This is a genomic window from Paraburkholderia phenoliruptrix (assembly GCF_047325075.1).
Taxonomy (GTDB): Bacteria; Pseudomonadota; Gammaproteobacteria; order Burkholderiales; family Burkholderiaceae; genus Paraburkholderia; species Paraburkholderia phenoliruptrix.
Genome location: NZ_CP168531.1, coordinates 3,711,496 through 3,735,628 on the forward strand (window position 1 = coordinate 3,711,496; position 24,133 = coordinate 3,735,628).

The following is a 24,133-nucleotide window of genomic DNA, read 5'->3' on the forward strand; positions in this document are numbered from 1 at the left end:
TTGGTTTTCTTTGAATCTGGAATAACGCTTCGCCAGAAGGTCCATGTTTCAATGTGGTGGGCTATGGTGATTCCATCTTGCCGACGTCATTGAAAAGTCAAGGCAGTATCAAAGTGCGAATGTGGCGAGGAGTGCGCGGATCCGGGTATGCTGGAATCCCGCGAAGACCAGCGGGAGCCCTCGATTGGCTAAGCGGTTAGAGATGCATCGGAAAGACGTGGCGAGCCGCTCGCGGCACATAGGATGTGGACGCCGACAGGCTACTGCGGACAACAGGAATCGCACCCTCGCAGAACCGAAGGCGCTAGTTGAACCATACTGGGTCTTAGACGTATCGCAGAGTAAGGCTTAAAGCTGGCCACTTATGGGCGCAGCTGTTCACGCCATGGGCAGCAGCGTCGAATTGGCCGTCGGCCAAACAGTTGGGCATCGAAAACATCGCCCCACTACGATTAATAATGCCTCCGTCCGTCGGACTCTGGCTGCACGCTCCGAGCGCGCAGCATCTCTTCACATCCGTAGTACCGCCGACGTCCTGGGGTGGACACGCGTGCTCTCCGGCACCGATCCACGCTTCGCCGTATGGCTCTTGGTCCGTTTGCATGACCTCTTGCAGGTGCAAGTCATAATGCCAGTTATCGCCAACGCCATATTGATCGACGAACCGATGTCGCGGATACGCAATCCAGCGCAACCGCGCCGTACACGATCATCCTGCATTTCGGGCATATCCAGAGGGCAGGTAGAGCACTTCGTCGTTGTCGGCAGCGCCCATCGCAAAAAGTTTGATGGGCGGGCGCGCGCTATGCAATCACCGTCGATGTCTCACACCGAGCGGCAGCCTCTCCCCGAGCAGTTTGGCTCTCACGAGGCTCGGCTAGCCACCGCAGGTACGCTGCGCAGTGCAGTCGAGGTGGCCGGCTGATATTCGGCGACCCAGCGGCGCAGATCGCGGCGGACCTCGTCGTCGGTCGGCACGCGATGCTGCATCAGCCACGGCAGCAGGTTGTCGATCAGGCTGTCGGGCACTTCGCGCGCCTTCGCGATACGTAGCTTCGGATGCGGCGTGCGTGTGGTGGTTTCGTCGTCGGCAAGCAGTTCTTCGTAGAGTTTTTCGCCGGGGCGCAGGCCCGTGTAGACGACGCGGATCTGTTCTTCAGTGAAGCCATACAGCCGAATCAGATCGTGTGCCAGGTCGGCGATGCGCACCGGCTTACCCATGTCGAGAATGAAGATTTCGCCGCCGTGCCCCATGCTCGACGCTTGCAGCACGAGCTGCGACGCTTCGGGAATCGTCATGAAGAAACGCGTGATTTCCGGATGCGTGACCGTGACGGGACCGCCGCGCGCGATCTGCTCCTGGAATTTCGGGATCACGCTGCCTGCGCTGCCGAGCACATTGCCGAAGCGCACGGTCTCGAACTGCGTGCGCCGCGTGCCCTGCTGCTGCAGCGACGAGCACACCATTTCCGCGAGACGCTTGCTCGCGCCCATCACGTTGGTGGGGTTGACGGCCTTGTCGGTCGAAATCAGCACAAAGTGCGCGACGTCGTGACGGATCGCCGCGCGCGCCACGCGATAGGTGCCGAGCACGTTGTTGCGCACGGCCTGCCAGGCGTTCACCTCTTCCATGAGCGGCACGTGCTTGTAGGCGGCGGCGTGAAAGACGATATGCGGGGTGTAGCGCGACATCACCTGATCGAGCAGCAACGAGTCTTTCACGTCGCCGATGATCGGCACGACCGACACTTCAGGGTAGCGGTCCGCGAGCTCTTCGTTGAGCCGGTAGATGGAAAACTCCGAGATGTCGAACGCCACCAGTTGAACCGGGCCGAAGCGCAGGATCTGCCGGCACAATTCGGAGCCTATCGAGCCGCCCGCGCCGGTGACCATGACGACGCGGTTTTTGAGGAGCGCTTCGACGTGGTCGGTGTCGATCATGACCGGGTCGCGGCCCAATAGGTCTTCGAGGTCGATCTGGCGGACGCGGGAGAGGAAGGCCTGGCCTTGCGTCAGCGGCGTAAGGGCCGGCAGCGTCATCGCGCGGACGCCGGCTCGCACGCATAGCGTGGCAATGCGCCGGTGTGCCTCCACAGAAGCGGACGGCACAGCGATGATCACATGCTCTACTTTCAGATCGGCAGTAATTTTCTGCAGATCACTGATCGAGCCGAGCACCCGATAGCCGTAGATTTCGCGACCCTGCTTGACCGGGTCGTCGTCGAGCAGACCCGCGAGGCGCCATTCGCCGGAGCGCTTCAATTCGCGCACGAGGTTCGCGCCGGCATTGCCCGCCCCCAACACGAGCACCGGCTTGCCCTGACCGACCAGCCCGCCATAACGGTAGAACTCCTTGGCCGCCCGATAGATGGCGCGCGAGCCGCCCATGGCGAGGAACAGCAGCATCGGCGATACGATCAATACGGAGCGCGGCACAATGGGCGCCGGCTGCAACAGCGCGGAGGCGATCATGACAACAAGCGCGCCGACACCGATCGCTTTGGCGATCCGTACGAGGTCCGGCAAGCTCGCAAACACCCACATGCCGCGATACAGCCCGTAGCTGCGGAACATCACCGCGTAAATCAGCAGCACCCATATGAGGGCATGCAAACCGCTCGACCAGAACGGGCCCGGCACCGGGCCGTTGAACCGGATCACGTACGCAAGCATCCAGGCAAGCGCCACCGCGCACAGGTCGAACGCAAACGCACTGAACGAAAGCCATCGGGCTTTGAATCTCTTCATTGCGCAGAACCTCAGGATTGCCCGGAACGGGACACATGGCGTCGCCAGCGTCGATCAATAAAAAGCCCGGCGACGACGAGCACGACTGCCCACGTGACGACCACCAGCCACTGATTTGGCACCGAAAAATCCAGTGCCCACAAAGCAAGCATTATGCCCGCGACCATGAACAAATACCAAATGCGCGCCGTCGAGGCATGCCCAAAGCCTGACTGCACCAGTCTTTGATAGTAGTGTTCGCGATGGGCTTGCCAAAATTTTTCGCCGCGCACAAGGCGTTTCGCGAGCGTCGCCGACGCATCGCCTATGAACGGGGAGAAGCTCACCGCCGGGAACCACACCGGCCACACGCCCTCACGCCAGCCCCAATAACCGAATGCGCCGGCCAGAAACCCGAGCGGGATCGAGCCTGCGTCGCCGAGAAAGATGCGCGCTGGATGGAAATTGAAGAGCAGAAAGCCGGCCGCCGCACCCGCGACGACGATGGAGGCGATCCCGAGCGACGAGTCCGGGTGACCGGAAAGCGACGCCGCGATGGCATAGCCGCCGAAGCCGAACATCGCCATTCCTCCGGCGAGGCCGTCCGAGCCGTCCATAAAATTGTACAAATTGACGAGCCAGACTAGTAAAACCGCCATCGCCGCCAGCGCCCACCACGAGACGTCAGCCGGATAAACGATGATAAGCGCCGCGACCGCTGCGGCGTGGCCGCCGAAGCGCACGCGCGCTGGCAAGCCGCGCCGGTCGTCGATCTGCGACAGCGCCGCAAGGAGCGCCGCCGCTAATGCGGGCAGCCAGAGCGCCGGCGCGGCGAGCCAGATTAGCACGACAGCGACGGGCACCACGCCCCAGCCGCCGACGCGCGGCGTGGGGCGCGTATGTAGCGAGCGGTCGTTGGGAATATCGGTGGCGAGACGCCACGCCAGGCCGGTTTTCAGGAGAAACAACAAGATAGCCGCGCAGCCGCAGAATGCGACGGCGCCGCACAGGACTTGCGATAAGGCGGGATGGGCGGAAAGCGAGGCAAATGACATCGGAAGTGGCTTCAGTGCGTAGCGCGATACCAGGCCGCCGTCTCGAGGAGGCCATGTTCGACCGTATGCGGTGGATACCAGCCGAGGCGTTCGCAGATGTGAGAACTGTCCAGCCGCAACTCGCCGACTAACCGGTCGACTGCCGCCGATCGCCCGGTCACGCGACCTGCCAGACGCAGCACCCCCACGGGCACCGGCACGAGACGCGCGGGCGCATGCAGTTGCATGGCGAGCGCGCGAGCGAGTTCAGAAACGCTCAGATCGCGGCCATCGGTGACGTGGAACGTCTCACCGGCCGCGCGCGGATCGGTCGCGCAGTGGACCAGCGCATCCGCGAGATTGTCGACGAACACGAGGCTGCGGCGGGCCTCGATTGCCCCGAGTGGCAACGGAATGCCACGCGCAACGGCGCTCATCAGCTGCAGGAAGTTCGCCCGCACGCCTGGCCCGTAGACCAGTGGCGGTCGCACGATTACGATTTCCATGCCCGAACTCCGGCCATATTCGGTCAGCGCTCGCTCCGCCTCGAGTTTGGAGATGCCGTACGGGTCCGTCGGGGCAGGTTCATCCGTCTCTGCGATGGGGCGGCCGGTGCTGCTCTCTCCCACCGCCTTGATGCTGCTCACGAACACGAATCGGCGCGCGCCCGCACGGCGCGCAGCCGCTGCGACGCGCAAAGCCCCTGACACATTCGTGGCGCGATACGCTGTAGGTGGATCCGCAATGGTGTCGCGCATCACATGCACGCGCGCTGCGAGATGGATAACCGCATCGCATTGCATGTCGGTGGGCCAACGCTCTTCGATGCCCTGGAAGTCCGCTGCGTCGAAGTGCCATTCGCGCACGCCTTCCTCAGCGGTATGTGCCCGGCGCACTAAGCCGGCTACCGTATCGCCGCGCTGCAGCAAGGCTCGCGACACCGCCTTGCCCACAAAGCCGTTGGCTCCCGTAACAAGTACACGTTGTGTCATCGACGCCCCTCCGTGGCGGGCGCCAGCCGCCGCACTCGGGTGCGCGGTCCGGAGAGCGCCTTCCCGCCCCGGCGGCCCGGGAACGGCAGTTGAGACACGATACAATCTGACATCGGCGGGGATGGTGAAGAAGTCTGACTGGGAACGTATTGTATGCGGGCAGCTTCTATTTCGGCCCGCTCGGGCCGTTCTTTAGGCGCTAAAATGTGTGCCCGCATCGGCGCGGGCTGAGTGGGAGCGAGCATCGCCGGAGGGAGCTGGCGGGGGCCAAGCACCGTTTGCCCCCGCCGGGCCGAGATAATAAGCGGGCGGCCGCACAACGAAAGCCGTCCGAACACTTCGTAACATCTCAAACATATTCGCGCATGTGGAATTCGTGGTTTCGATCCGACGTGCTCGACAACAGCACAATCACGCCCGTCGCGCTCAACGCGATGGCCTGCAGCGGCCGCTTCCCCACGCGCACCGCCGAGCAGACTGTGCCTCGGGCAATGCTGTCGCAACGCGCGAGCCAGTCTGACGAAAACGTTTGAGCTAAAAGAGCCCATCTATGAAAGTGCTGTTCGCCACCTACCCGATGGCATTCCACACGCCCGGAGGCGGAGAAATCCAGTTGCTTGCCTATCAAAAGCACCTGCCCGCACATGGTGTGGACGTCGCGCTGTTCGACCCATGGAATCCGCGGTTTCTCGAACACGACGTGGTTCATTTCTTCTCCTGCGTCGGCGGATCGGTCCACTTCTGTAACTTTGTCAAGCAATTGGGCTTACCGCTCGTGGTTTCTTCTAGCCTTTGGGTGACCGAGGAGACAAAGCATCTCTATCCGATCGGTGAGATTCATCATCAGTTTTCGCTCGCGGACCGGGTGGTGGCTAATTCCGAAATCGAATGCGACACGCTCGCGCGCATCTTCAATCTGCCGCGCGAGAAGTTCGTAAGCGTGCTTAACGGCGTCGAACAAAGCTTCTATGAGCCGGTTGCGGCGGAGCTTTTCCGCAGCGAGTTCGCGATTCACGGCCGGTTCATCCTGAACGTGGGGAACATCGAGCCGCGTAAGAACCAGTTGGCGCTCATTCGGGCGATGAAATCGTTCCCTGAGCTGAAGCTCGTGTTGATCGGGCATCAACGCGATCCCGAGTACGCGAAAACCTGCTTCGCTGAAGGCGGCGACCAGGTCATTTATGCGGGCACGCTTTCACACGACTCCCCCGTGCTGCGCTCTGCGTATGCGGCGTGCGAAGCGTTCGTGCTGCCGAGCACCCTCGAGACGCCGGGGCTCGCCGCGCTCGAAGCGCACGCGGCGGGCGCCCGCATCGCGGTCACGAAAGTTGGCTCCACGGAAGAATACTTCGCGGAGCATGTCGCCTATCTGGATCCGTCGGACGTCGGCAGCATTGCGCAGTCGATTCGCGACGCCCTCGCACACGAACGCACCGGCACCTCGGATAGTGTGGGCACGGCGCGCGACCTGACGTGGCAAGCCGTTCTGTCACCCCTGAAAGACCTCTACGATTCCCTGCTAAGAAAATGAACTTCGATCTCCGTCCTCTGAACAACGTCGAGAAATCCTCGAATCCTGACTTTTCCTGGCAGGCGACCAACAACGACCCGCAGTTCGAACTGGTGGGCTGGGAGGCTTTGTCACAGCGAGCCGCGCGCATTTCGTTCGAACTGAAGACGAGCGCAACGGCGGCTTCGCCTTGCATGTTGTACGTCGATGCGGGCTCTGGCATGTCGGAACATACGGCAATCGGTCTGCACGTCGATGCGAACGGCAAGGTCCAGCAGGACGTTGCGTTTCCGAAGCTGGCCGGTCCAATCCGCTTCGATCCGATCGCGCTGCCAGCATTTTTTTCAGTGACGGGCCTCACGATCACCGTGCTGGACGAGACCGAGTGCTCTGCCGAGCTGCTCGCTCGCGCGCGCCGCATGGCCGCATGGCGCGGCGGCCCGTTGCCCGCCACCGCCCCGATTGTCGGCGAGTCGTATCAGGAATGGCTCAATGCCAACGAACCGCCGAAATCCATTTACCCGCAGTTGCGCGACCGGTCCAAAACGTTTGCACTGCAGCCGAAGGTCAGCATTGTCATGCCGACCTACAACACGCCGGAAAAATGGCTGCGCAAGGCGCTGGATTCGGTGATCGACCAGGTGTACGAAAACTGGGAAATCTGCGTCGCCGACGACTGCTCGACAAAGCCGGAGGTCAAGGCGGTGCTCGACAGCTACGTCGCCAAATACCCGGGCCAGGTGAAGGTCGCCTATCGCACGACGAACGGTCACATCAGCGCCTCGAGCAACACGGCGCTCGAACTCGCGACGGGCGAATTCGTCGGTTTGCTCGATCACGACGACGAATTGCATCCGCTCGCGCTCTATTGCGTGATAGAAATGCTGAACGCGCATCCGGACGCGGCGCTCATCTACAGCGACGAAGACAAAATCTCAGAAGAAGGCGAGCGCTCAGACCCTTACTTCAAGTGCGACTTCAATTACGATCTGTTCCTGAGCCAGAACATGATTTCGCACTTCGGCGTGTATAAGACGTCGGTGCTGCGCGAGATCGGCGGTTTCCGTGTCGGCCTCGAGGGCTCGCAGGATTACGACCTGGCGCTGCGCGTGATCGATCGGGTCGGGCACGACGTGGTGTATCACGTTCCGCGCGCGCTTTATCAATGGCGCATCATTCCCGAGAGCACCGCAAGCGGCCATGAAGCGAAGCCGTATGCGCATATCGCCGCGATGCGCGCCATCGACGACCATCTCAAACGCAACAACATCAAGGCACACACCATTCATGCGCCCGGCACGCATGCGTTCAACAAGGTCGTCTACGAATTGCCGGACGTGCTGCCTTCCGTCGAGATCATTATTCCGACGCGCGATTCGGCGGAACTCGTCGAGCAATGCGTGGAATCGGTGCGCCAGAAGTCCACCTACACGAATTACCGCATCACGATCATCGACAACGGTTCGGTCAAACAGGAAACGCATGACCTGTTCGCGCGCCTGCAAACGGACGAGCGCATCAAGGTCGTGCGCGACGACTCGCCGTTCAATTACTCGGCAATCAACAATCGCGTCGCGCTTGCCAGCACGGCGGACTTCGTCTGTCTGATGAACAACGACATAGAAGTCATCAACGCAGACTGGCTCGAAGAAATGGTCTCGGTGGCTATTCAAAAGAACGTCGGCGCGGTCGGCGCCAAGCTGCTGTACCCGGACGACACGATCCAGCACGCCGGCGTCGTACTGGGCGTGGGTGGCATTGCGAGTCACGCGCATAAGCATTTTCCGAACACCATGGCCGGCTACTTCGCGCGCGCGCGACTGCGCAATGCGATGAGCGCGGTGACCGCGGCATGCTTGCTGATTCGTCAGTCCATCTACAAGGAAGTCGGTGGGCTCGATGAGGAACTGCACGTCGCGTACAACGACATCGACTTCTGCCTGCGCGTGCGCAAAGCCGGTTATCGCAACGTATGGACGCCCTACGCGGAGCTGTATCACCATGAGTCGGCCACACGTGGCGCTGAGGACACCCCCGAAAAGATCAGCCGCTTCAACCAAGAATCGGAACTCGTGCGGCAACGCTGGGGCGATCTGCTGATGAATGACCCCTACTATTCGCCGAACCTGACGCTGACGGCGGACGACTTCTCGTTCGCATGGCCTTCGAGGATTGCTAACCTTGTCTAATCTGGGAAAGAAGAGCAAGACCGACTGGCTGGCCGAGTATCGCCATCCGTCGCCAAGCGAATTGTTTTGCCTGCCGAGCGCCATTTACTTCCTGATGAAGTTCAGGTCCGATCTCGCGCGCTTCAACTCAAAGTCGCTGAACGACCGCATTGCGTTGTATTTCTGGTGGGAAATGACAGCGCGGGACACCTATCCCGACTTCGAATGGGTGCTTCGTCACGAAGACATCGAATATTTGCGGGAACTCGACAACGAGACGCTGATTGCCCGGCATCCCGAGGCTGTCACTTATTGGCTAGGCTCGGTCGCGCCGAGCGTGCTCGACACCAAGCATCTTCCCGAAACGCTGCTCGAGCCGCAAACCGTACTCGAAGAAGCCGGACTGGAATTACCCCGGCTGATCACGATGATCGTGGCAAGCCGAGGCGATCTCTCGCAGGCGTTCAATCTCGGTACATTGATCGGCTATCTGAATTGTCTCAATTGGTGGGAAGCGCATGGGCAGGACGCCTGTCCCCGGATCACGTGGAGAGCACCCGTCGCGTGGCCAAAGCTCATCGAGCCGACGGGCGGCACGCAGCCCGGTGCTCTGCCGTTCCCGCGTTTTCTCGCGCTCATCGCCGCAGAACGGCCCGATCTGAAGAGCGCTTTTGACCTGACTACGTTCATCGGCCAACTCGCTTGTCTCAGTTGGTGGGAAGAGCACGGTCATCGCGAATACGCGCGCATCAAATGGTCGCCGTCACCGGTGGGGGGCGCGATGCTTGAACCCGCTGAGCCGGTTAGCGATGACGGTTTGCATGTGCCGCGTTTCATCTCGCTCATCATCAACGAACGACCGGATCTACAGAACTCCTTCAATCTGCGCAGCTTTACCGGGCGGCTAAGTTGCCTGTCGTGGTGGCTCGAGCACGGGCAGCTGCAATATCGTGCGATCAGGTGGGTGCCGCCGGCTGCGCCCCGAACGCTCACTGAGATGGAAACGGACGCAGGCGCGCGTGGCTTGCCTTTGCCGTTCTTTTTGCGGCTGATTCTCAACGACCGGCCGGATCTCCAGGCTATCTGTCCGTTGAACACTTTCATTGGCCGCCTCAAGGCACGCTCTTGGTGGCTCGAGCATGGGCAATTCGAGTATCCGGTGATTCGCTGGACGGCGCCGCCCATGCCGGCTGACCTGTTCGAGATGCAGGCGGGTGAACGTTGCACGCTGCCCTTCCTGCCGCGCTTTCTGAATTTGATCTGGAAAGAGCGCGAGGATTTGCAAGCGGCGTTCGATCTGGACCAATTCGGCGCGCGTCTGAGCTACGAATCGTGGTGGAACGAGCACGGCCAGAGCGAATATCCGGCGATCAAATGGTCGGCGGCGGGTCTCGCCCATGCACTGGCTCGCATGGACGACGAAGAGGCGCCTCGCACCTCGCAACTGCCGCGCTTTCTCGAGCTGATCGCACGAGAACGCCCCGATCTGCAGGCTTCGTTCGACGTCACGACCGAAGCGGGGCGCGTTCAGCTCGCGCAGTGGTGGAACAGCTTCGGCGGCAAGGAGTATCCATTGCTGGACTGCCTCAAGGTGCAGTCGACGCAAGACCGCGCAGCGCATGAGACAGGTGAGCCGCCGCGCTACCGCGCGCACGTCGAAAGCGAATACGGCTTTGGTGTCAACGTCATCGGCTTTCCACAAGGCGTGCTTGGTCTCGGCGAAGACGCGCGCATGGCAGCGCGCGTCTTCCAGATGAACGCCACTCCCGTCGCGCTCGTCAATGCGCCGATGTCAGGCCCTGCCAGGCTTGATCACTCGGTCGATCATCTGCTGAGCGACGAACTCAAGTACGGCATTAGCCTGATCTGCCTGCCCGCGCCGGAAATGGTACGTCTTGCGCTGGAGGGCGGCCGCAAGCTGATCGACGCACCCACGCATAAGATCGGCGCGTGGCCCTGGGAACTCCCTCACTGGCCGAGCGCGTTCGGGAAGGTGCATCAGATGGTCGATGAAATCTGGGCGCAGAGCAGGTTCGTGCAAAGCGTATACACCCGGCTCGGTGACACACCGGTGTATCACATGCCGATGGCGGTCGAAGTGCCTGCGCCTGTCGATCCGCGTCGGGAACGCTTCGGCCTTCCGCCGAACGAATTCCTGTTCTATCTGATGTTCGATGGCAATTCGTGGCTCAGCCGCAAGAACCCGCTCGCGGGCGTGCTGGCATTCAAACAGGCCTTCGGCGAAAACTCGCCCGGGGTGGGCCTTGTCATCAAGGCCATGAACGTTCGCGACGACGATCCTGTGTGGCGTGCCGTGCAGGAGCTGACGGCCGGCGATAGCCGCATCCACATCGTCTCCGAACGTTTGAGCCGCCAGGATTCGACCGACTTCATGGCGTGCTGCGACGCGTACATCTCACTACATCGAAGCGAGGGTTTTGGCCGCGTTATCGCGGAAGCAATGGCGTTGGGCCAGCCCGTCGTCGCCACGAACTTCTCCGGCAACGTCGATTTCTGTGAGCCCGATACGGCGTTTCTCGTCGACGGTGAACTCGTGCCGCTGCGCCCAGGCGACTATCTGTTTTCCGAAGGCCAGTACTGGTGTGATCCGGACGTGTCGGTAGCCGCCGAACAGCTCAAGCGCGTGATTGAAGACGGCCCGCTGCGCGAGCGCATTGCGCGGGCAGGCAAGGCGCGCATCGAGCGGGATTACTCGGTGGAAGCGGTCGCGCGCGCTTATGCCCAGCGTGTTGCGGAGATCGCGGGGGCACAGACCAAATGAAGCTGCACGTGTGCGCCCCCGACATCTTTGCTGGCGATGCGGTGGGTAACCACTGCCTCGGCCTCGCGCGCGCGGCGCGGCGGCTCGGCCTTGTTGCCTCTCTGTACGCGCAGCGCTACGACGTCGGCACGACGGAAGTGCGTCCGTTCGAAGAACTGTTCGCGAGCGTAGCACCCCGCGACATCGTGCTGCTCAGCTATTCGATCTTCGATGAACGTCTGGAACAACTGCTCTCGTTGCCGTGCCGAAAGCTGTGCTATTTCCACGGCATAACCGATCCGCAACTGCTGCGAGAACTCGAACCACGCACCGCGCAGTTGTGCGAAAAGGCGCTCGCACAATTGCCGTTGCTGAGCGGATTCCACCTTGTGATCGCAAACTCGCTGAACACAGCGGAGAGCCTTGCGTCCGCGGTCGAGGCGACCGCACTCAAGGTCGTCCCGCCCGTCTTCGCCGACATGCCTGCTTTCCAGCGCGAACCGGGCGCGGCCACACGCGCCTTGCGCGAGCCCAATCTGCTGATGGTGGGGCGCGTGGTGCCGCATAAGCGCGTCGAGGACGCCATCGACATACTCGCTCTGCTGCAGCAGCGTGGCTTCCCGGCGAGTTTGACGATCGTCGGCAATGCGCCGAACTACGATTATCTGAAGCTGCTGATCAACCGCGCGCGCAAGCTCGGCGTTCTGGAACGCGTCGATTTTAAGGGCATGCTCGACGACGCGGACCTGTTCGAGTGCTACGACACATCGAGCGCACTCCTTGCAATGAGCCGGCATGAAGGTTTCTGCGTTCCGGTTCTCGAGGCGATGCATTTCGGCAAGCCGGTTTTCGTTCGTGGCGGCACGGCTGCGCCCGAAATCTGCCCCGCAGATTGCGTGTTCGAAGCAGACGCCGATTTGTCCGCGTGGGCCGCTGTCATTGCGGAGCGTCTCGGCGCACGGGCCGGCGCAAAGGCCATTGACGACGCCTATGTCGCGCATGCGGACAGTGTGCTCGAACGCGCGAGCGACGCGGTATGGCGGGACATACTGATTGGGCCGAGCGCTCAGAGGAACAGCGTATGACCGGGCTTAAATTCATTCTCACTACGTATAGCACTGCATTCACCGTTAGCGGCGGTGGCGAATCCGAGCTCGTGCAGGTCGCGGAAATCCTGAAAGGATCGGGCGTGCATACGGACATCTACGGCATTGGCAGCCGCCCGCTCAGTTTCTACGACGGCGTCATCCATTTCTCGGTGCATGCGGACGGTCACGCAATCCTGCGCGAGGCCGCGAACCGCAACAAACGCATTTTCCTATGGCCGAACGTCTGGTGGCTCGGCCCTGTTTCGGCAGGCGAAGTGCAACGTATCGAGCAAATGATTGGCCTCGCGCACAAGCTTCTGTTCAAGTCGCAAGCGGAGCTCGACAATTTTACGCAGTACATTCAGGTGCCGGCGGACAAAATCGAAGTGTTGCCCACTTGCGTCTCTGACCGCTTCCTCGCGCCGCCCGACAAGGATCTGATGTCGACGGTGTCGAACAGCACTGACTTCGCACTGTGCCTTGGGCTCATCGAGCCGATCAAGAACCAGTTGCAGACCATCCGTGCGCTGAACGAACTCAAGCTCGACGGTTTATTCGTCGGCGGTGCGCGCGACGACGAATACTACCGGCAATGCGTCGCCGAGGCGCACCCGGGCATCACCTTCCTGCCGTTCATTCAACCTTGCAGCGCCATGCTGCGTTCGATCATCGCGAACTGCAGCGTGATGGTGGAACCAAGCATCGATCCGCCAGGCCGGTCGAGCCTGGAAGGCGCGATTATGCAAAAGCCGCTCGTGATGTCCGACGGCCCGTGGCAGCGCGAGCATTTTGAAGCCGGCGTCTGGTACACCGCTAATGATTCAGTCAATGCAATTTCCTCGGCGATCACGGGCGCAATCAACGACGTCGACCGCGAGGCCAAAATCGCGGCTACGTATGCGCGCGTGATGGCACGTCATTCGGCGTCGACCATTGGACCGCAAATCGCGGCACTGCTCGCACGGGAAAGTATTTGACATGCCGAAGATTCCTCGCCTACTGGTTGTTCAGCGAATCTCGCTGTCGCACGACAGGCTGATGTCGCGCTCCATTGCCGCCCGCTTTGGTCCTCTCCTCGGCTACATGGCGAACAACCAGATGCTCGAATGGGAAGAGATCGTCGAGAGCGACGTAACTGTCGGGCAATTGCGGCGTTTTGATGCGGTGCTGTTCAACAAGCACAGTTCGAACCGCGCGACGGACGTCATGCGCATGGCAAACGACCTTGGCCTGCGCACTATCTACGATATGGATGACTGGATCATCGACTTGCCGATGTACAGCGTCACCGACCTGAACGACGACCTGCTGGCGAACATCACCTGGCTGATTCGCCAGGCGTCGATTGCAACGGTCTCGAATGAAACGCTACGCAACAAGCTGCGACGGCTACGGCCCTCGGTCGTGGTGATTCCCAACGGCTTCGATCACGACTCGCTGCCTTCGACTCCATCCACCTGGCATGAAGCCACTCCGCCCAAAATCCTGTTCTCTAATACTGACGGCATCAAGCTCGTTCAGTTCAGAAAGGAGTTCTTCAAAGTCATCGTCGACTTTCTGGAACGGCATTCCGACGTTGTGCTCGAGTTCTGGGGCGACGGCTTCCCGGAAATGTCGCGTATTCCACGGCTTGTCTCGAAAGGATTTCTGGAGAACCATGCATACAAGGCAGCGATCCGCGATGCGGGCTATATGTTTTCGATCGTGCCACTCGGCGGCCGCGAGGATCCCGATGCCCTCTTCTTCAACAGTTGCAAGTCGTGCATCAAGTACATCGACTACGGCAGCCTCGGCATCCCGGGGATCTATTCGCGTTCGCCGGTGTATGAAGAAGCCGTGACGAACGAACGTACCGGACTGCTCGTCAACAATACTCCTGCGGAGTGGGCGGCGGCTATGGAAAAGCTCTACCAGGACAAGCCATTGCGCGACACCTTGCGCCTGAACGCGCACGCCGACACTCACGAGCGATTCGGCCTCGCCGGTCCCGCGAAGACCTTCCTTGAACTCGTCACTGGGGAAAATCCGGCCTGAACGGACACAACACCATGGATCTTTTATTGATTAGACACGGCCAATCGGTCGCGAATGAGAAGGGACTGCTGATTTCGACTGACAAGGACGGACTCACGGAACTCGGCAAGACCCAGTCAATCAACCTGGCCGCGACGCTCGACCGCTTTGGCTTTACGCCGTCGCGCTTCTATTGCAGTCCGTGGGCACGTGCGCGCCAGACGGCCGAGTTGCTGTTCGACGCCGCCACGCCGATCACCTACGACGCGCGCCTCGCAGAAACGCATCCCGGTGTCTACGGAACGTGGCTTGAGGCGGACTTTAATCGTGCCTTCCCAGACTTCAACGCGAACATCAGAAACCGCTATGAAAACGGCGAATCGCACCTTGACATGGCCGAGCGCGTGCAGGCCTGGGTCGAGTCGGAAGTGCGGCCCCACGTCAACGAAAGTGGTTTGACGACAGCGGTCGCGCATGGCGGGCCGATCAGCGTCGTCTTGCAGCATCTGCTCGGAGTGCCCATCGAGACGCACTACCCGAGCTTTACAGTGCCCAATGCCTCCTTCACGTATCTGAAATGGCGTGCGGATCTGAGCCGCTACTGCCTCGAACGCGCGGGCCACGTATGAGCACGACCGTTGCGATATTCGAGCCGATCTACTCGCAGGATCAAACGCTGACCTGCTCGGACTTTGTGCCTTTGGTGCGCGCTGACAATGCGCGTCCTGAGTGGCGCGAATTCAAGATTCTGACCGACATGTATCGCAACGGCGAGCACCTGCGGCACGACTACACGGGTCTCTTCTCGCCCAAATTCTCGCTAAAGGCGAAGATTGCCGGCCGTACGTTTCTCGACTTCGTCAAACGCCATGACGGTGCGGACGTCGCTTTCATCAATCCGTTTCCGCAACTCGCGTATTGGTCGTTCAATGTGTGGATGCAGGGGGAGCAGGCGCATCCTGGCCTCGCCCAGGCGGCTCAGGCGCTTCTGGACGCCAGCGGCGTGGACATATCGATCGTCGACACGCCGCGGCACGGGCCCACAACACTTGCTTACTGCAACTTCTGGGTCGGTTCGCGCCGCTTCTGGGATGAGTACGTCGGCAAAACGCTATTGCCGATTGCCGATTTTCTGGAAACCAATCCGTCACACGAGGCGGCCATCGGCGTGATGACCGATACGATGCACACGGACCCGGCCCCGTTCCTGCCGTTTATCATCGAGCGCCTCTTCAGTACCTATATTTCGCTGCATCCAGAGCTGACGCGTGCCGCTTACGCATTCGACGCCAATGCAGTGCGCGAGTACTGCATCAACGACTTCGAGAAGCTGCTGTTTGAACGCATGCGGACAAAAATCGACCACGCCGATGCAAGCCGCATATTCGAGCCGCCGCTGGTCGAGCAGATGGACATGGTCTGCGCATTGTGGCAAAAACACTTTTTTGATTTCTATGCGACACGCCCCCATCCGCATACGGGGCAGCCTGTCAGTATCCGCTAAGGGGCGCCCACCGCGCTGCCATGGAACACGTTTTGACTTGCAGCATCGGGACCCGCCGTGTGGCGGCCAATGACTTTGCTCGAGGAAAACGCCTATGCAATCGGCACGCATTCACCAGAACGACGATATGTTTCATGGTTCCACCGAGCATTACGCATCGGTCGGCACACAGATGGCTGATTTCGTCTGGCATGCAGCCGATCTGGCCGGCGCTCAGTCGCCCCTCGTCCTCGAATTGCCCTGCGGTTATGGCCGCGTAACGCGCCACCTCGCGTCCCGTCTGGATCCGCAACAGATACACGTGGCTGACATCATGCTGCCGGCCGTCGAGTTCTGCGCCGACGAGTTTGGCGTCAATGCCTATGTCATTACGGAGCCGGTGTACGAGTTTAAAAATGTGCCGGACGAGTTTTTCGACGTTGCCGCACTCGGCTCTTTGATCACGCACCTCTCCGGCCACAACGCTCGCACGGTGATGAGACACTTCTTCCGAAAGCTGAAACGGGGCGGCGTGGCAATCGTCACCACGCATGGCGAGCGTTCTCGTGAAATCCTCGGGACGGTGGACTGTTATCAGGTGGGCGAGGCTGCACGCGCCCACCTGATGGCAAGTTACGACGCAGGTCAATACGGCTTCGTCAACTACATGCCGGACCACTCGCTTGAGGCCAAGACTGTCGATTACATCGGAGACAGCTACGGTATCGCGCTGATCCCGCATCAATGGGTGACCGATGTGTGCCGCGAAACCGGCGTCGAGATACTCGAATATCATCGCGGAGGATGGGACAATCACCAGGACGTTTTCTTTATCGCCCGCAACTGAGCTATTCTTGGATCGCCAAGTCATCTCCTACAGGTCTCATCGTCGTCATTGAGTCAGTGTCTGCTCGCTGGCCCAAAGCTACCGACATCGCGACCGACAAGCCGTCCGGCAATTCTTGCTTTATGCAGCGCGTGCGCGGTGCACGGCTGCGCTTCATCGTTCGACACTTGCGACCGGTAGCGTTTGGCACCGCCAGCGTTGCCTCCGCATGCACATTGATCCATCTTTTCGGCTTTGCGTCATGACCCGCGACGCATAAATCGTGCGACTCAGGATGCAGTTCAGGTGAGGAGACGAGATGATGAAGGAATGCAATGAGCGCGACATCGCTGCACGAGAGAAGCGTCGAACCCGTCTGCTCCGGGGACTCAATCTGAAGGAAAGCGTTGGAGTCGAAATTGGGGCGCTGTGCTGGCCACTGGTTCGCCAGGAGGACGCCGAGACGATCATCTATGTGGACCATACCGACACCCCGCACCTGCGTCACAAGTATCGGGATGATCCACATGTCGACGCAGAACAGATCGTCAGCGTGGACGCGGTTTGGGGCGCGAATTCGCTACATGAAGCCATCGGCGGGCAGTATGTCGACTATGTGGTGGCATCGCACGTGGTCGAGCACGTTCCCGACCTCGTCACATGGTTGCGCGAGCTCGCAGCCGTGCTCAAACCGACCGGCGAGGTACGTCTTGCGGTGCCGGACAGGCGCTTTACCTTCGACTACTTCAGACGCGAAAGCCGCCTCCCGGAAGTTCTGACGAGCTACGTGGAACGCGCGCGCGTGCCTCATCCATATTGCCTGTTCGATCACTGCCTCAACGCCGCCGACATCAGTACAGCAGAGGCATGGCGCGGACGTATCGATCCCGGGTCCGCAAGGCGCCATCACACCTGGCAAGGCGCGATGCAGCTAGCGCGCGACGCCTTCGAGAATGGTACTTATCACGACGTCCATTGCTGGGTTTTCACACCGGGATCGTTCGCGAATCTCATCGCGGATCTGTGCGAGATGGACCTGCTCGATTTTGCGTGCGAAGACTTCGCTGACACTGCGCGAAACGGCATGGAGTTTTCCGTCGTGCTACGGCGTTCGTGTGACAGGCGATACATCGCGGAAAGCTGGCAACGAATGGCACAGGGGGCCAAAATCGCGACGCCCGGTACTTTCTGGTGGCGAGTGCGGCGCATATGGGAAGAGTTACGTCGCGGCCGGGACGGCACGGCCGCCGCCTCGCGCGTTTGCGGGCAGAAGAGCGATCTGGATCCTGTCGAACCGCTCGTGTTTCCGCCTGGCTTCGATGCTGCCGAGTATCTCGCGGCTAATCCCGACGTACGGGAGGCGGGTGCGGATGCCTCGATTCACTATCGGCATTTCGGGTGGCGGGAGGGGCGAGCCATTCGGCCATTACAAACGCCCCCCGAGCAGCGCATACCCGCTGCATCAGCAAGGTGACAAATCAAACACGTCCGGGACGCCGCCCTCTATTGGAAAACGTTCCGTTGAAGAAGCGTCACGTTCTTCAGGCGAACGGCGCCGCACGCCCCAGGATTCGCAAGGCCGATCTGCAGCCCAGCGACACGCTGCAGAATTAGCCAGCGCGGATACGCATCGATTGGGACGATAAGCACGCCGTCGTCGGCAGTGAAGTGCAACTGTCCTGCCGCACTGGGTCCTGCTTGCTGAGCGCCGGACCACGATACCGTCAGCCTGGGCTCGGCGCGGCGGTCGAAGCAGGCGAAGTCGAACCGTAAAATACCTGCTGCATGGCCCGACAGCTTGAGCGAGGTAACGTCGTAGCTGATTTGCGGATTACCGCCCGCCACCTTGTATTGGCCCTCCTGCGCGACAAGGTCACGCAATTGAGATGCGGATGAATCCAGTGCCGCGACGGTGAACATCTTCTTCGCAAGCGATCGGTTCGAACGCCCCCATGCGACCGGGATCTCGCCAAGGTCGGGAGCGGAAAACGCCGCATCAAGCATGTCCATGCGAAACTCGCCGGCAGACGATGCATTCAGCGCCAGTTCGTTCGCAGCGGGATAGCCGACCTTGGACCGGTCGAGCGGACCGCCGTCGAGCCAGACGGTATGCTGCTCGGCACTGAACTTGGTCACCCGGCGCTGCTGCCCGTCGGCGAGGCGCAATTGGGCACCCACGGCAAAGGCGGACATAGGCATCTCGCTGTCGAGCAGCAACGCTGCCTCGTTCCTCGATACGCCTCGCTCCCACCTGTCGTCCGTCAGATTTTTTGCCACCACAGTCACGCGTTGGCCTAGGTCAGCGGTAGCCGCTCGCTTGCTGCTGTAGCCGAGAATAACGCCGTCTGCCCATACTGGCGTGTAGTGATCGACCACAAAGCGATAGAGCACCGGGTCCCGCAACGCGAGCCCGCCGCCGTCGTAAGCCAGATTGCCAGCGCCGATTAACGCAATATCCGGCAGACGCTCCGACAGCCGTTCCACCGCCCGCTCCTGCTGGCGAACCAGAGCCATGTTGTATGGCGCCGTGACTGCCATTGTCACCGGCCGATTCATATAGAACGTCCGGGCATTCCGCGAGGTCACATCGAGGTAGCCCTCCCCCGGCGGCAGTACGCTGTTCAGCAGCGTATTTAGCTTGATGAGGTTGGCCCACTGCTCATCCTGGACCATCGCCCGGCCGATGTTCGGCATGCCCACGTCCGCGCCGTTTTTCATCGGGCCAATGGCGATGGACGGCGCGGCCGCGGTGACAGCAGTGGAGAACGCAAGGCTCGTGTAGTTGAGTGTCGCACTGGCCCCCGCAACGGCAATAACCAATGCGACGCGGTGTCGCGGCTGAATCGCATGCCAGGCGACGATCGGGATGAGCACTGCCCAGCCGAAAATAGCCGCGAGACCGGCGCGTGACAAGTCACCCGCATCGATTCGTCCCATCGAATAGGGCGTCAACAACAGCGTAAAAAGTAGAACGACGACGGTCGGCAGGAGCGCTGGGCTGTTGGCTTCGCGACGCCTGACAATCACATACGCCAGCATCAGGCAAAAAAATGGGGCGACAATCCAGGACATGCGCACCGCTTCGAACACGAGCCCGGACTTCGGCCCGTTCGTGTTCCAACTCGCGTCCCAAGGAATGCCGTACGCGACCTGATTGATAGGTCCGTTCTCGAGCACATAACGGATTGCACCAAACAGCATCGGGACAAACGGTGTGGCAATGGCGAGCATGACAAGCGTGACGCAAACGGCCGCGAGCACTTTTAGTCCCGCCCGCTCGCGGCCGCGCCCCACGCGCCATAGCGCCTCAAGTGCCAGCAGGCCAGAGGCGGCAACAAGCAGCACGCCTGCTGGCGGCACGCCCAATACCACGATCGGCGCCGTAACGAGCCACACGGCGAGCCACCGCGCCGGCGTTGCTCTTAGCGAGGCACTAAACCAGAGGCAGAGGAACGGAGTGAAGAACAGAAACGCACTCCTACCGCCGATGAAAAATGTCGCGACGAACGCGAGGCTCAGGCTTCCCGAAAAGCGGAAAAGAGCGAGGAATGTGATCAGCGACAGCAGGGTCGAACCTAGTCGATTCGCATCGGCGATGCTTGCCGCCGTTCCGTCGTAGAACAGCAGAGAAAGGAGCCCCGGAAGGTCATCCTCCATGAATCCGTGCGGCGCGATGTAACCAACGTACGGCACGACGCCTTTGACGTAGGACCACCAGCCGAGCAGGTTCTGCCCGAACTCGTAGTCGTTCGTGGAAAGCGCTGGTCCGATCGTGTTGCCGAATTTGAACGCGACGAGCAGTCCAAACAACGCAAGCGGCGAAATTAGCGCCTTGAAGGATGCGCGGTCGCCTCGACGATAGTTGCGGTAGCAGCGAATCACATCGGCGACACCCGCTATCAGAAGTGCCACGACTAGCGCCTTTAGCCACCAGGTCGTCGAATACTTGGTCAACGAACCATCGGGCAACGCGAGGCGCGCGGGATAGAGCGTCAGATAGAAAAATGGCAGGCCGAGCTGGCCGATCAAAAGCGCGCCGGGCAAAAAGCGCACGAGCCACCGTCCGTTGACGGCGGATACCAGCACCGCGACAAACAGGACAGCAATAACGACATGGCTTACCTGCGCATAGCGCTCCACCCGCATCAACCCGACGATGGAAACGGGCGCACGGCCTACCGCTAACGCCAGTTCGAGCGGCAATAGAGCGACGATGAATGCGGCGAAGAGACCAAGCCCGACAACGGCGGGCGAGTGTTGCACAGTTCTTCCGCCTTGCAACCACGTATGCGCGACCAAGACGATGACCGCGGCTGCCGACACCAACTGCATGACGCGATCGGCGGACGAGCCGGTAACAAGGCCCGCCGCCACGACAACCGACGGCACGGACCACCACAGCAGTTGTTCGGATAAGTCTTGCGCCCACCCTGCAGAGCCGTCCTTCAGTCTCTTCATCTGCGAAGAGAACACAATCAGGCCGATGAACAACACCGCGATCACCAACGGCGGCGTGAAGAGATCCTGGAATTTGGTCTCGGCCTGCCAGGTGATCCGGCCGACGATGAAATCGGAATAGGTCGGCGCCAGCGTCATGCGCAAACCGAGAGCAAGTGCGGCAGCAGCCAGAACAGCCGACGCCACCGCCACACTCAATTTTTCTGTATTGGTTAACTGGTTTGACATTCAATGCCCCGTTTGTTGCCGATCCGGCCCATTCGGTTCGCGGCCCCTTCCCATCAGGAAGGGTTATATGCGCCGAAACAGGCCTTGAACAGCACTTGCAGCACCGAGAGATTGCCCCGCACGCTGCTGATCTTGGTCGGCACTTCGCCCTTGGGATAACGTCGCGTAGTCGCGAGTTCGACACAGCGGTAGCCGAGCTTGGGTACGCGGTAGGAGAGGTACGCGAGCAACTCGTAAGTGTTGAAGACGTTACGAAACGGCGCAACGCGAGGATCCAGCAACATCTTGCGACTGTATGCGCGAAAGCCCTGCGTGGTGTCCGTCCAGCGAAAGCCAGAGAAAAGGCTAAGCATCGGCGCATGAATCAACCGGATGGCGAGGTCGCGCGATTTGGGTGTGTTTTCTGCGATGCCGCCGGAAAGATAGCGCGACGCCTGGACGAAATCCACGCCGTTTTGCAACTCTTCAATAAAGCGGGGGATCGCGTCGGGGTCGTCCTTATCGTTGCCGTCGATAGTCACGATGCCCTCATACCCTTTATCCAACGCGAACGCATAAGCACAGCGCAACTGCGCGCTCAACTTCCCGGGTCCGGTCTTGAGGAGCAGCGTGCGCACTCCTTTGCCCGTGAGGAACTCCTGGTCGAGCGACCCGTCAGTACTGCCACCGTCGACGATAATGACGTCAGCCGCTTCATGAATACGAAGCGCCGCCATCCGTTCAAGCAGATTACGAATGCGAGCGCCCTCGTTAATGACGGGAATGACCACGCACCATAAACTGCGCGCATCGGAATCGAGTTGCACCTTGAACGCGGGAACCTGCCAGCCTGCTCGAACTTGTTCGGATATATCGTGTTTCATTGAATCTGCAATCCTCGGATCTCACCCTACGCGGGCAGTAATGAGTGCAACGCCTGCGATGATGAACAGGATCCCGACACCAACGGTCCAGGGAAAAGGCTCGCGGAATATCGCTACGGACAGAATAGCCACGCTTGCGATCGCACCCGCAGTCAGCACCGGCTGTGCAACGTTCAAAGGCAGTCGGCTGAGCGCCGCCGCGTAAAGCAGAAAGGCCGCGCCGTACAACGCGAGGCCGAGCCAGAACGGCCCGTTCTTCAGCGCACCAATGGGGTCGCTGATGCTCGGAAAACGGCGCGGCGGCATCATCGCTATCTTGACCAGCACACTTGCGGACGCATTCGACGCGATGCCTAAAACGAGGATCAGCCACTTCATACGGACGCTCCGTTTGCCGGGCCGTAGCACCGGACCGCTTCGGCGACCGCGCGGCGGACTGCATCGATAGCAGAGCCTGACTTCGGCGCGAGCATCTCGATGGACACGACGTGTGCAGGCAACTTCTCGGACAAAACCGCGGCGATCGCCGCATGGTCGGCGCCGCCCTCGCCCAGCGTGACGAGATCCGGCTCGCTTGCATGCACATGTCCGATCAGATGGGCGTAATCGGTTATGACTTGCCGCGGGTCTTCTTTGTTGATCGTCACGGCGCCCGTGTCCAGTTGCATCCGGATGGCCGGGTGCGCGACTGCGGATACCACAGTCGCTGTATCGCCGCTGTTCGTCATGAAATTGGCGCCGTAGCACGGCGGATTGGGCTCGAGGCAAACGGCCACGCCATGGTCGGCCGCAATGTCACCCAAGCGGCGAAAGAATGCGACGGCAATATCGTGAGCGGCCTCATCGGTCAGCCCTGTGCGGTCGCGATTGCGGGGCGAACCGAATACGAGCCTCGTCGCGCCCAATCCTCCGCCGACGCGGCAGACCGCACGTAAATGCTCCAGCATGGCTTGTTGGGATTCCGCGGTACCGAACAGATTCAGCCCGCTCGTGCCGAACAGGAGCGACTGCATGCCCGTGATTTCGATCCCGCGGTCCGCCCACCACGCGCGGACGCGTTGGATGTCCACCGCCTCGGCGCTTTTGGGATCAGGGAAGTACTTGCCCGGCGCGACGTCGACGGCGTCGACGTTGTTCCGCTTCAAAATGTCCGCGACATGCTGATCGTCCGAGACTTCCCATGCAATGTTCGAAATTGCGATTCTCATCCCTGCCCCTCCGCTGCGGCCGGCAGCGTGCGGCGTTCGGACTGCGCATACGACCTCACGGCCTGGATCGTTTCGCGCCGGCTGTACTGATACGGGCCTGAAGCACCGAATAGCGCCGCATGCTTTGTGCGGAAATCGTAGCTTGCGGGCTGAGCCTGTGTGGCCTGCTCGAAGGGCTTGCCAAAACCCTGCTCGGCCACTTCAGCCACGCTGATCGGCTCAGCGGTCAGATGCACGAGTTTCAGCCCGCCAGCCAGCGCGGTCCGAATATCCGCCCACAGATTCACCATCGGGTAGAACTGGAACGATCCACGGCTGTCGATAGTGTGCAGGTTGTTATCGTTCAAAAAATCGAAAATGACGTTCTTGCGCAATCCCGGCCCCACGAGCCCAGGCAGACGGACGATGAGATGCCGCGCAAAATGCTTTTCAACAAACTTCTCGAGCAGGCGCCGGTGCAAGCCATAAGCATGCAGCCCTTCCTCGTCTACTCGCGTACTCTCGTCGACGCCGACAGGCTGGCGAAATACGTCGACGGTGCTGATCAGCACAAACGTGCCGCATTGGACCGTGGACAGATGCTCGATCAACCCCTCGATCTTTTCGCGGTCCGCTTCAGGTTCTGCATTCGCAATCCACTTCTGCGCAGGCGCGCCCGCGCCGACCACAAGATCGAATGATTGGCCGCGAATGTCCGAGATGTTCGTCGAGCGGAATCGCGCATCGAAATGTTTCTGTTTCATCAGGGTCGATCCGACAAACCCCGTATATCCG

At 60.7% G+C, this 24,133-nt stretch carries 19 protein-coding genes; 10 read left to right on the plus strand and 9 right to left on the minus strand.

The genetic code is table 11. The annotated features are described in order from the left end of the window. Window positions 1-325 precede the first annotated feature (325 nt). The 4 genes from ACEN8U_RS28415 to ACEN8U_RS28430 all read right to left on the minus strand — a co-directional run bounded on the left by ACEN8U_RS28415 (window position 326) and on the right by ACEN8U_RS28430 (window position 4,753). The gene (locus ACEN8U_RS28415; protein WP_413658164.1) at window positions 326-694 is read right to left on the minus strand and encodes an IS1096 element passenger TnpR family protein; all 369 of its coding nucleotides are present in this window, start codon (window positions 692-694) and stop codon (window positions 326-328) included. A 170-nt stretch (window positions 695-864) separates the two neighbouring features. Then, window positions 865-2,748, minus strand: a complete 1,884-nt coding sequence (locus ACEN8U_RS28420) for a polysaccharide biosynthesis protein (protein ID WP_413658166.1) — start codon at window positions 2,746-2,748, stop codon at window positions 865-867. An 11-nt stretch (window positions 2,749-2,759) separates the two neighbouring features. Next, complete coding sequence (locus ACEN8U_RS28425; protein WP_413658168.1) at window positions 2,760-3,782, minus strand: MraY family glycosyltransferase; 1,023 nt, start codon at window positions 3,780-3,782, stop codon at window positions 2,760-2,762. 11 nt (window positions 3,783-3,793) lie between these two features. Further along, window positions 3,794-4,753 (minus strand): UDP-glucose 4-epimerase family protein, encoded by a 960-nt coding sequence (locus ACEN8U_RS28430; RefSeq protein ID WP_413658170.1) that lies wholly within the window; start codon window positions 4,751-4,753, stop codon window positions 3,794-3,796. Between the two features lie 550 nt (window positions 4,754-5,303). Between ACEN8U_RS28430 and ACEN8U_RS28435 the strand changes: the two genes are divergently transcribed. From ACEN8U_RS28435 to ACEN8U_RS28480, 10 genes are all read left to right on the plus strand, one after another. Next, window positions 5,304-6,284: a glycosyltransferase gene (locus ACEN8U_RS28435; protein ID WP_413658172.1), complete on the plus strand. Its 981-nt coding sequence runs from the start codon at window positions 5,304-5,306 to the stop codon at window positions 6,282-6,284. After that, on the plus strand, window positions 6,281-8,452 hold the full coding sequence (locus ACEN8U_RS28440; protein WP_013587396.1) for a glycosyltransferase family 2 protein: 2,172 nt from the start codon (window positions 6,281-6,283) through the stop codon (window positions 8,450-8,452). The genes ACEN8U_RS28435 and ACEN8U_RS28440 overlap by 4 nt, the downstream gene beginning before the upstream one ends. Then, entirely contained in the window at window positions 8,445-11,213 is a 2,769-nt protein-coding gene (locus ACEN8U_RS28445; protein WP_413658174.1) for a glycosyltransferase family 4 protein, read from the plus strand. Before ACEN8U_RS28440 ends, ACEN8U_RS28445 begins: the two co-directional genes overlap by 8 nt. Continuing rightward, complete coding sequence (locus ACEN8U_RS28450; RefSeq protein WP_413658176.1) at window positions 11,210-12,277, plus strand: glycosyltransferase; 1,068 nt, start codon at window positions 11,210-11,212, stop codon at window positions 12,275-12,277. Before ACEN8U_RS28445 ends, ACEN8U_RS28450 begins: the two co-directional genes overlap by 4 nt. Continuing rightward, window positions 12,274-13,257 (plus strand): glycosyltransferase family 4 protein, encoded by a 984-nt coding sequence (locus ACEN8U_RS28455; RefSeq protein WP_368580898.1) that lies wholly within the window; start codon window positions 12,274-12,276, stop codon window positions 13,255-13,257. The genes ACEN8U_RS28450 and ACEN8U_RS28455 overlap by 4 nt, the downstream gene beginning before the upstream one ends. A 1-nt stretch (window position 13,258) precedes the next feature. Next, complete coding sequence (locus tag ACEN8U_RS28460; RefSeq protein WP_413658635.1) at window positions 13,259-14,314, plus strand: glycosyltransferase family 1 protein; 1,056 nt, start codon at window positions 13,259-13,261, stop codon at window positions 14,312-14,314. Between the two features lie 14 nt (window positions 14,315-14,328). Beyond that, window positions 14,329-14,922: a histidine phosphatase family protein gene (locus ACEN8U_RS28465; RefSeq protein ID WP_413658178.1), complete on the plus strand. Its 594-nt coding sequence runs from the start codon at window positions 14,329-14,331 to the stop codon at window positions 14,920-14,922. Further along, on the plus strand, window positions 14,919-15,797 hold the full coding sequence (locus tag ACEN8U_RS28470; protein ID WP_413658180.1) for a hypothetical protein: 879 nt from the start codon (window positions 14,919-14,921) through the stop codon (window positions 15,795-15,797). Before ACEN8U_RS28465 ends, ACEN8U_RS28470 begins: the two co-directional genes overlap by 4 nt. A 94-nt stretch (window positions 15,798-15,891) precedes the next feature. Next, window positions 15,892-16,623, plus strand: coding sequence for a class I SAM-dependent methyltransferase (locus tag ACEN8U_RS28475; RefSeq protein WP_413658182.1), 732 nt, complete (start codon window positions 15,892-15,894; stop codon window positions 16,621-16,623). Window positions 16,624-16,921: 298 nt separating this feature from the next. Continuing rightward, window positions 16,922-18,076 carry a methyltransferase domain-containing protein gene (locus ACEN8U_RS28480; protein WP_413658184.1) on the plus strand — a complete coding sequence of 385 codons (1,155 nt, stop codon included), beginning with the start codon at window positions 16,922-16,924 and terminating at the stop codon, window positions 18,074-18,076. Window positions 18,077-18,105: 29 nt separating this feature from the next. Here ACEN8U_RS28480 and ACEN8U_RS28485 read toward each other — a convergent pair whose 3' ends face one another. The 5 genes from ACEN8U_RS28485 to ACEN8U_RS28505 are packed head-to-tail and all read right to left on the minus strand — an operon-like array spanning window position 18,106 to window position 24,102. Further along, window positions 18,106-21,288, minus strand: a complete 3,183-nt coding sequence (locus tag ACEN8U_RS28485; RefSeq protein ID WP_413658186.1) for a hypothetical protein — start codon at window positions 21,286-21,288, stop codon at window positions 18,106-18,108. Window positions 21,289-21,341: 53 nt separating this feature from the next. Continuing rightward, entirely contained in the window at window positions 21,342-22,151 is an 810-nt protein-coding gene (locus ACEN8U_RS28490) for a glycosyltransferase family 2 protein (RefSeq protein WP_413658188.1), read from the minus strand. A 21-nt stretch (window positions 22,152-22,172) separates the two neighbouring features. Continuing rightward, on the minus strand, window positions 22,173-22,529 hold the full coding sequence (locus ACEN8U_RS28495; protein ID WP_013587385.1) for a multidrug transporter: 357 nt from the start codon (window positions 22,527-22,529) through the stop codon (window positions 22,173-22,175). After that, window positions 22,526-23,359 (minus strand): sugar phosphate isomerase/epimerase family protein, encoded by an 834-nt coding sequence (locus tag ACEN8U_RS28500; RefSeq protein WP_413658190.1) that lies wholly within the window; start codon window positions 23,357-23,359, stop codon window positions 22,526-22,528. Before ACEN8U_RS28500 ends, ACEN8U_RS28495 begins: the two co-directional genes overlap by 4 nt. Next, window positions 23,356-24,102 carry a pyridine nucleotide transhydrogenase gene (locus tag ACEN8U_RS28505; RefSeq protein WP_368580753.1) on the minus strand — a complete coding sequence of 249 codons (747 nt, stop codon included), beginning with the start codon at window positions 24,100-24,102 and terminating at the stop codon, window positions 23,356-23,358. Before ACEN8U_RS28505 ends, ACEN8U_RS28500 begins: the two co-directional genes overlap by 4 nt. Window positions 24,103-24,133: the final 31 nt, after the last annotated feature.

Coding starts and splice junctions, on each gene's coding strand:
- ACEN8U_RS28420 (WP_413658166.1), bottom strand. CDS start 2,748: ATGAAGAGATTCAAAGCCCGATGGCTTTCGTTCAGTGCGTTTGCGTTC.
- ACEN8U_RS28425 (WP_413658168.1), bottom strand. CDS start 3,782: ATGTCATTTGCCTCGCTTTCCGCCCATCCCGCCTTATCGCAAGTCCTG.
- ACEN8U_RS28430 (WP_413658170.1), bottom strand. CDS start 4,753: ATGACACAACGTGTACTTGTTACGGGAGCCAACGGCTTTGTGGGCAAG.
- ACEN8U_RS28435 (WP_413658172.1), top strand. CDS start 5,304: ATGAAAGTGCTGTTCGCCACCTACCCGATGGCATTCCACACGCCCGGA.
- ACEN8U_RS28440 (WP_013587396.1), top strand. CDS start 6,281: ATGAACTTCGATCTCCGTCCTCTGAACAACGTCGAGAAATCCTCGAAT.
- ACEN8U_RS28450 (WP_413658176.1), top strand. CDS start 11,210: ATGAAGCTGCACGTGTGCGCCCCCGACATCTTTGCTGGCGATGCGGTG.
- ACEN8U_RS28455 (WP_368580898.1), top strand. CDS start 12,274: ATGACCGGGCTTAAATTCATTCTCACTACGTATAGCACTGCATTCACC.
- ACEN8U_RS28460 (WP_413658635.1), top strand. CDS start 13,259: ATGCCGAAGATTCCTCGCCTACTGGTTGTTCAGCGAATCTCGCTGTCG.
- ACEN8U_RS28465 (WP_413658178.1), top strand. CDS start 14,329: ATGGATCTTTTATTGATTAGACACGGCCAATCGGTCGCGAATGAGAAG.
- ACEN8U_RS28470 (WP_413658180.1), top strand. CDS start 14,919: ATGAGCACGACCGTTGCGATATTCGAGCCGATCTACTCGCAGGATCAA.
- ACEN8U_RS28475 (WP_413658182.1), top strand. CDS start 15,892: ATGCAATCGGCACGCATTCACCAGAACGACGATATGTTTCATGGTTCC.
- ACEN8U_RS28480 (WP_413658184.1), top strand. CDS start 16,922: ATGATGAAGGAATGCAATGAGCGCGACATCGCTGCACGAGAGAAGCGT.
- ACEN8U_RS28485 (WP_413658186.1), bottom strand. CDS start 21,288: ATGTCAAACCAGTTAACCAATACAGAAAAATTGAGTGTGGCGGTGGCG.
- ACEN8U_RS28490 (WP_413658188.1), bottom strand. CDS start 22,151: ATGAAACACGATATATCCGAACAAGTTCGAGCAGGCTGGCAGGTTCCC.
- ACEN8U_RS28495 (WP_013587385.1), bottom strand. CDS start 22,529: ATGAAGTGGCTGATCCTCGTTTTAGGCATCGCGTCGAATGCGTCCGCA.
- ACEN8U_RS28500 (WP_413658190.1), bottom strand. CDS start 23,359: ATGAGAATCGCAATTTCGAACATTGCATGGGAAGTCTCGGACGATCAG.
- ACEN8U_RS28505 (WP_368580753.1), bottom strand. CDS start 24,102: ATGAAACAGAAACATTTCGATGCGCGATTCCGCTCGACGAACATCTCG.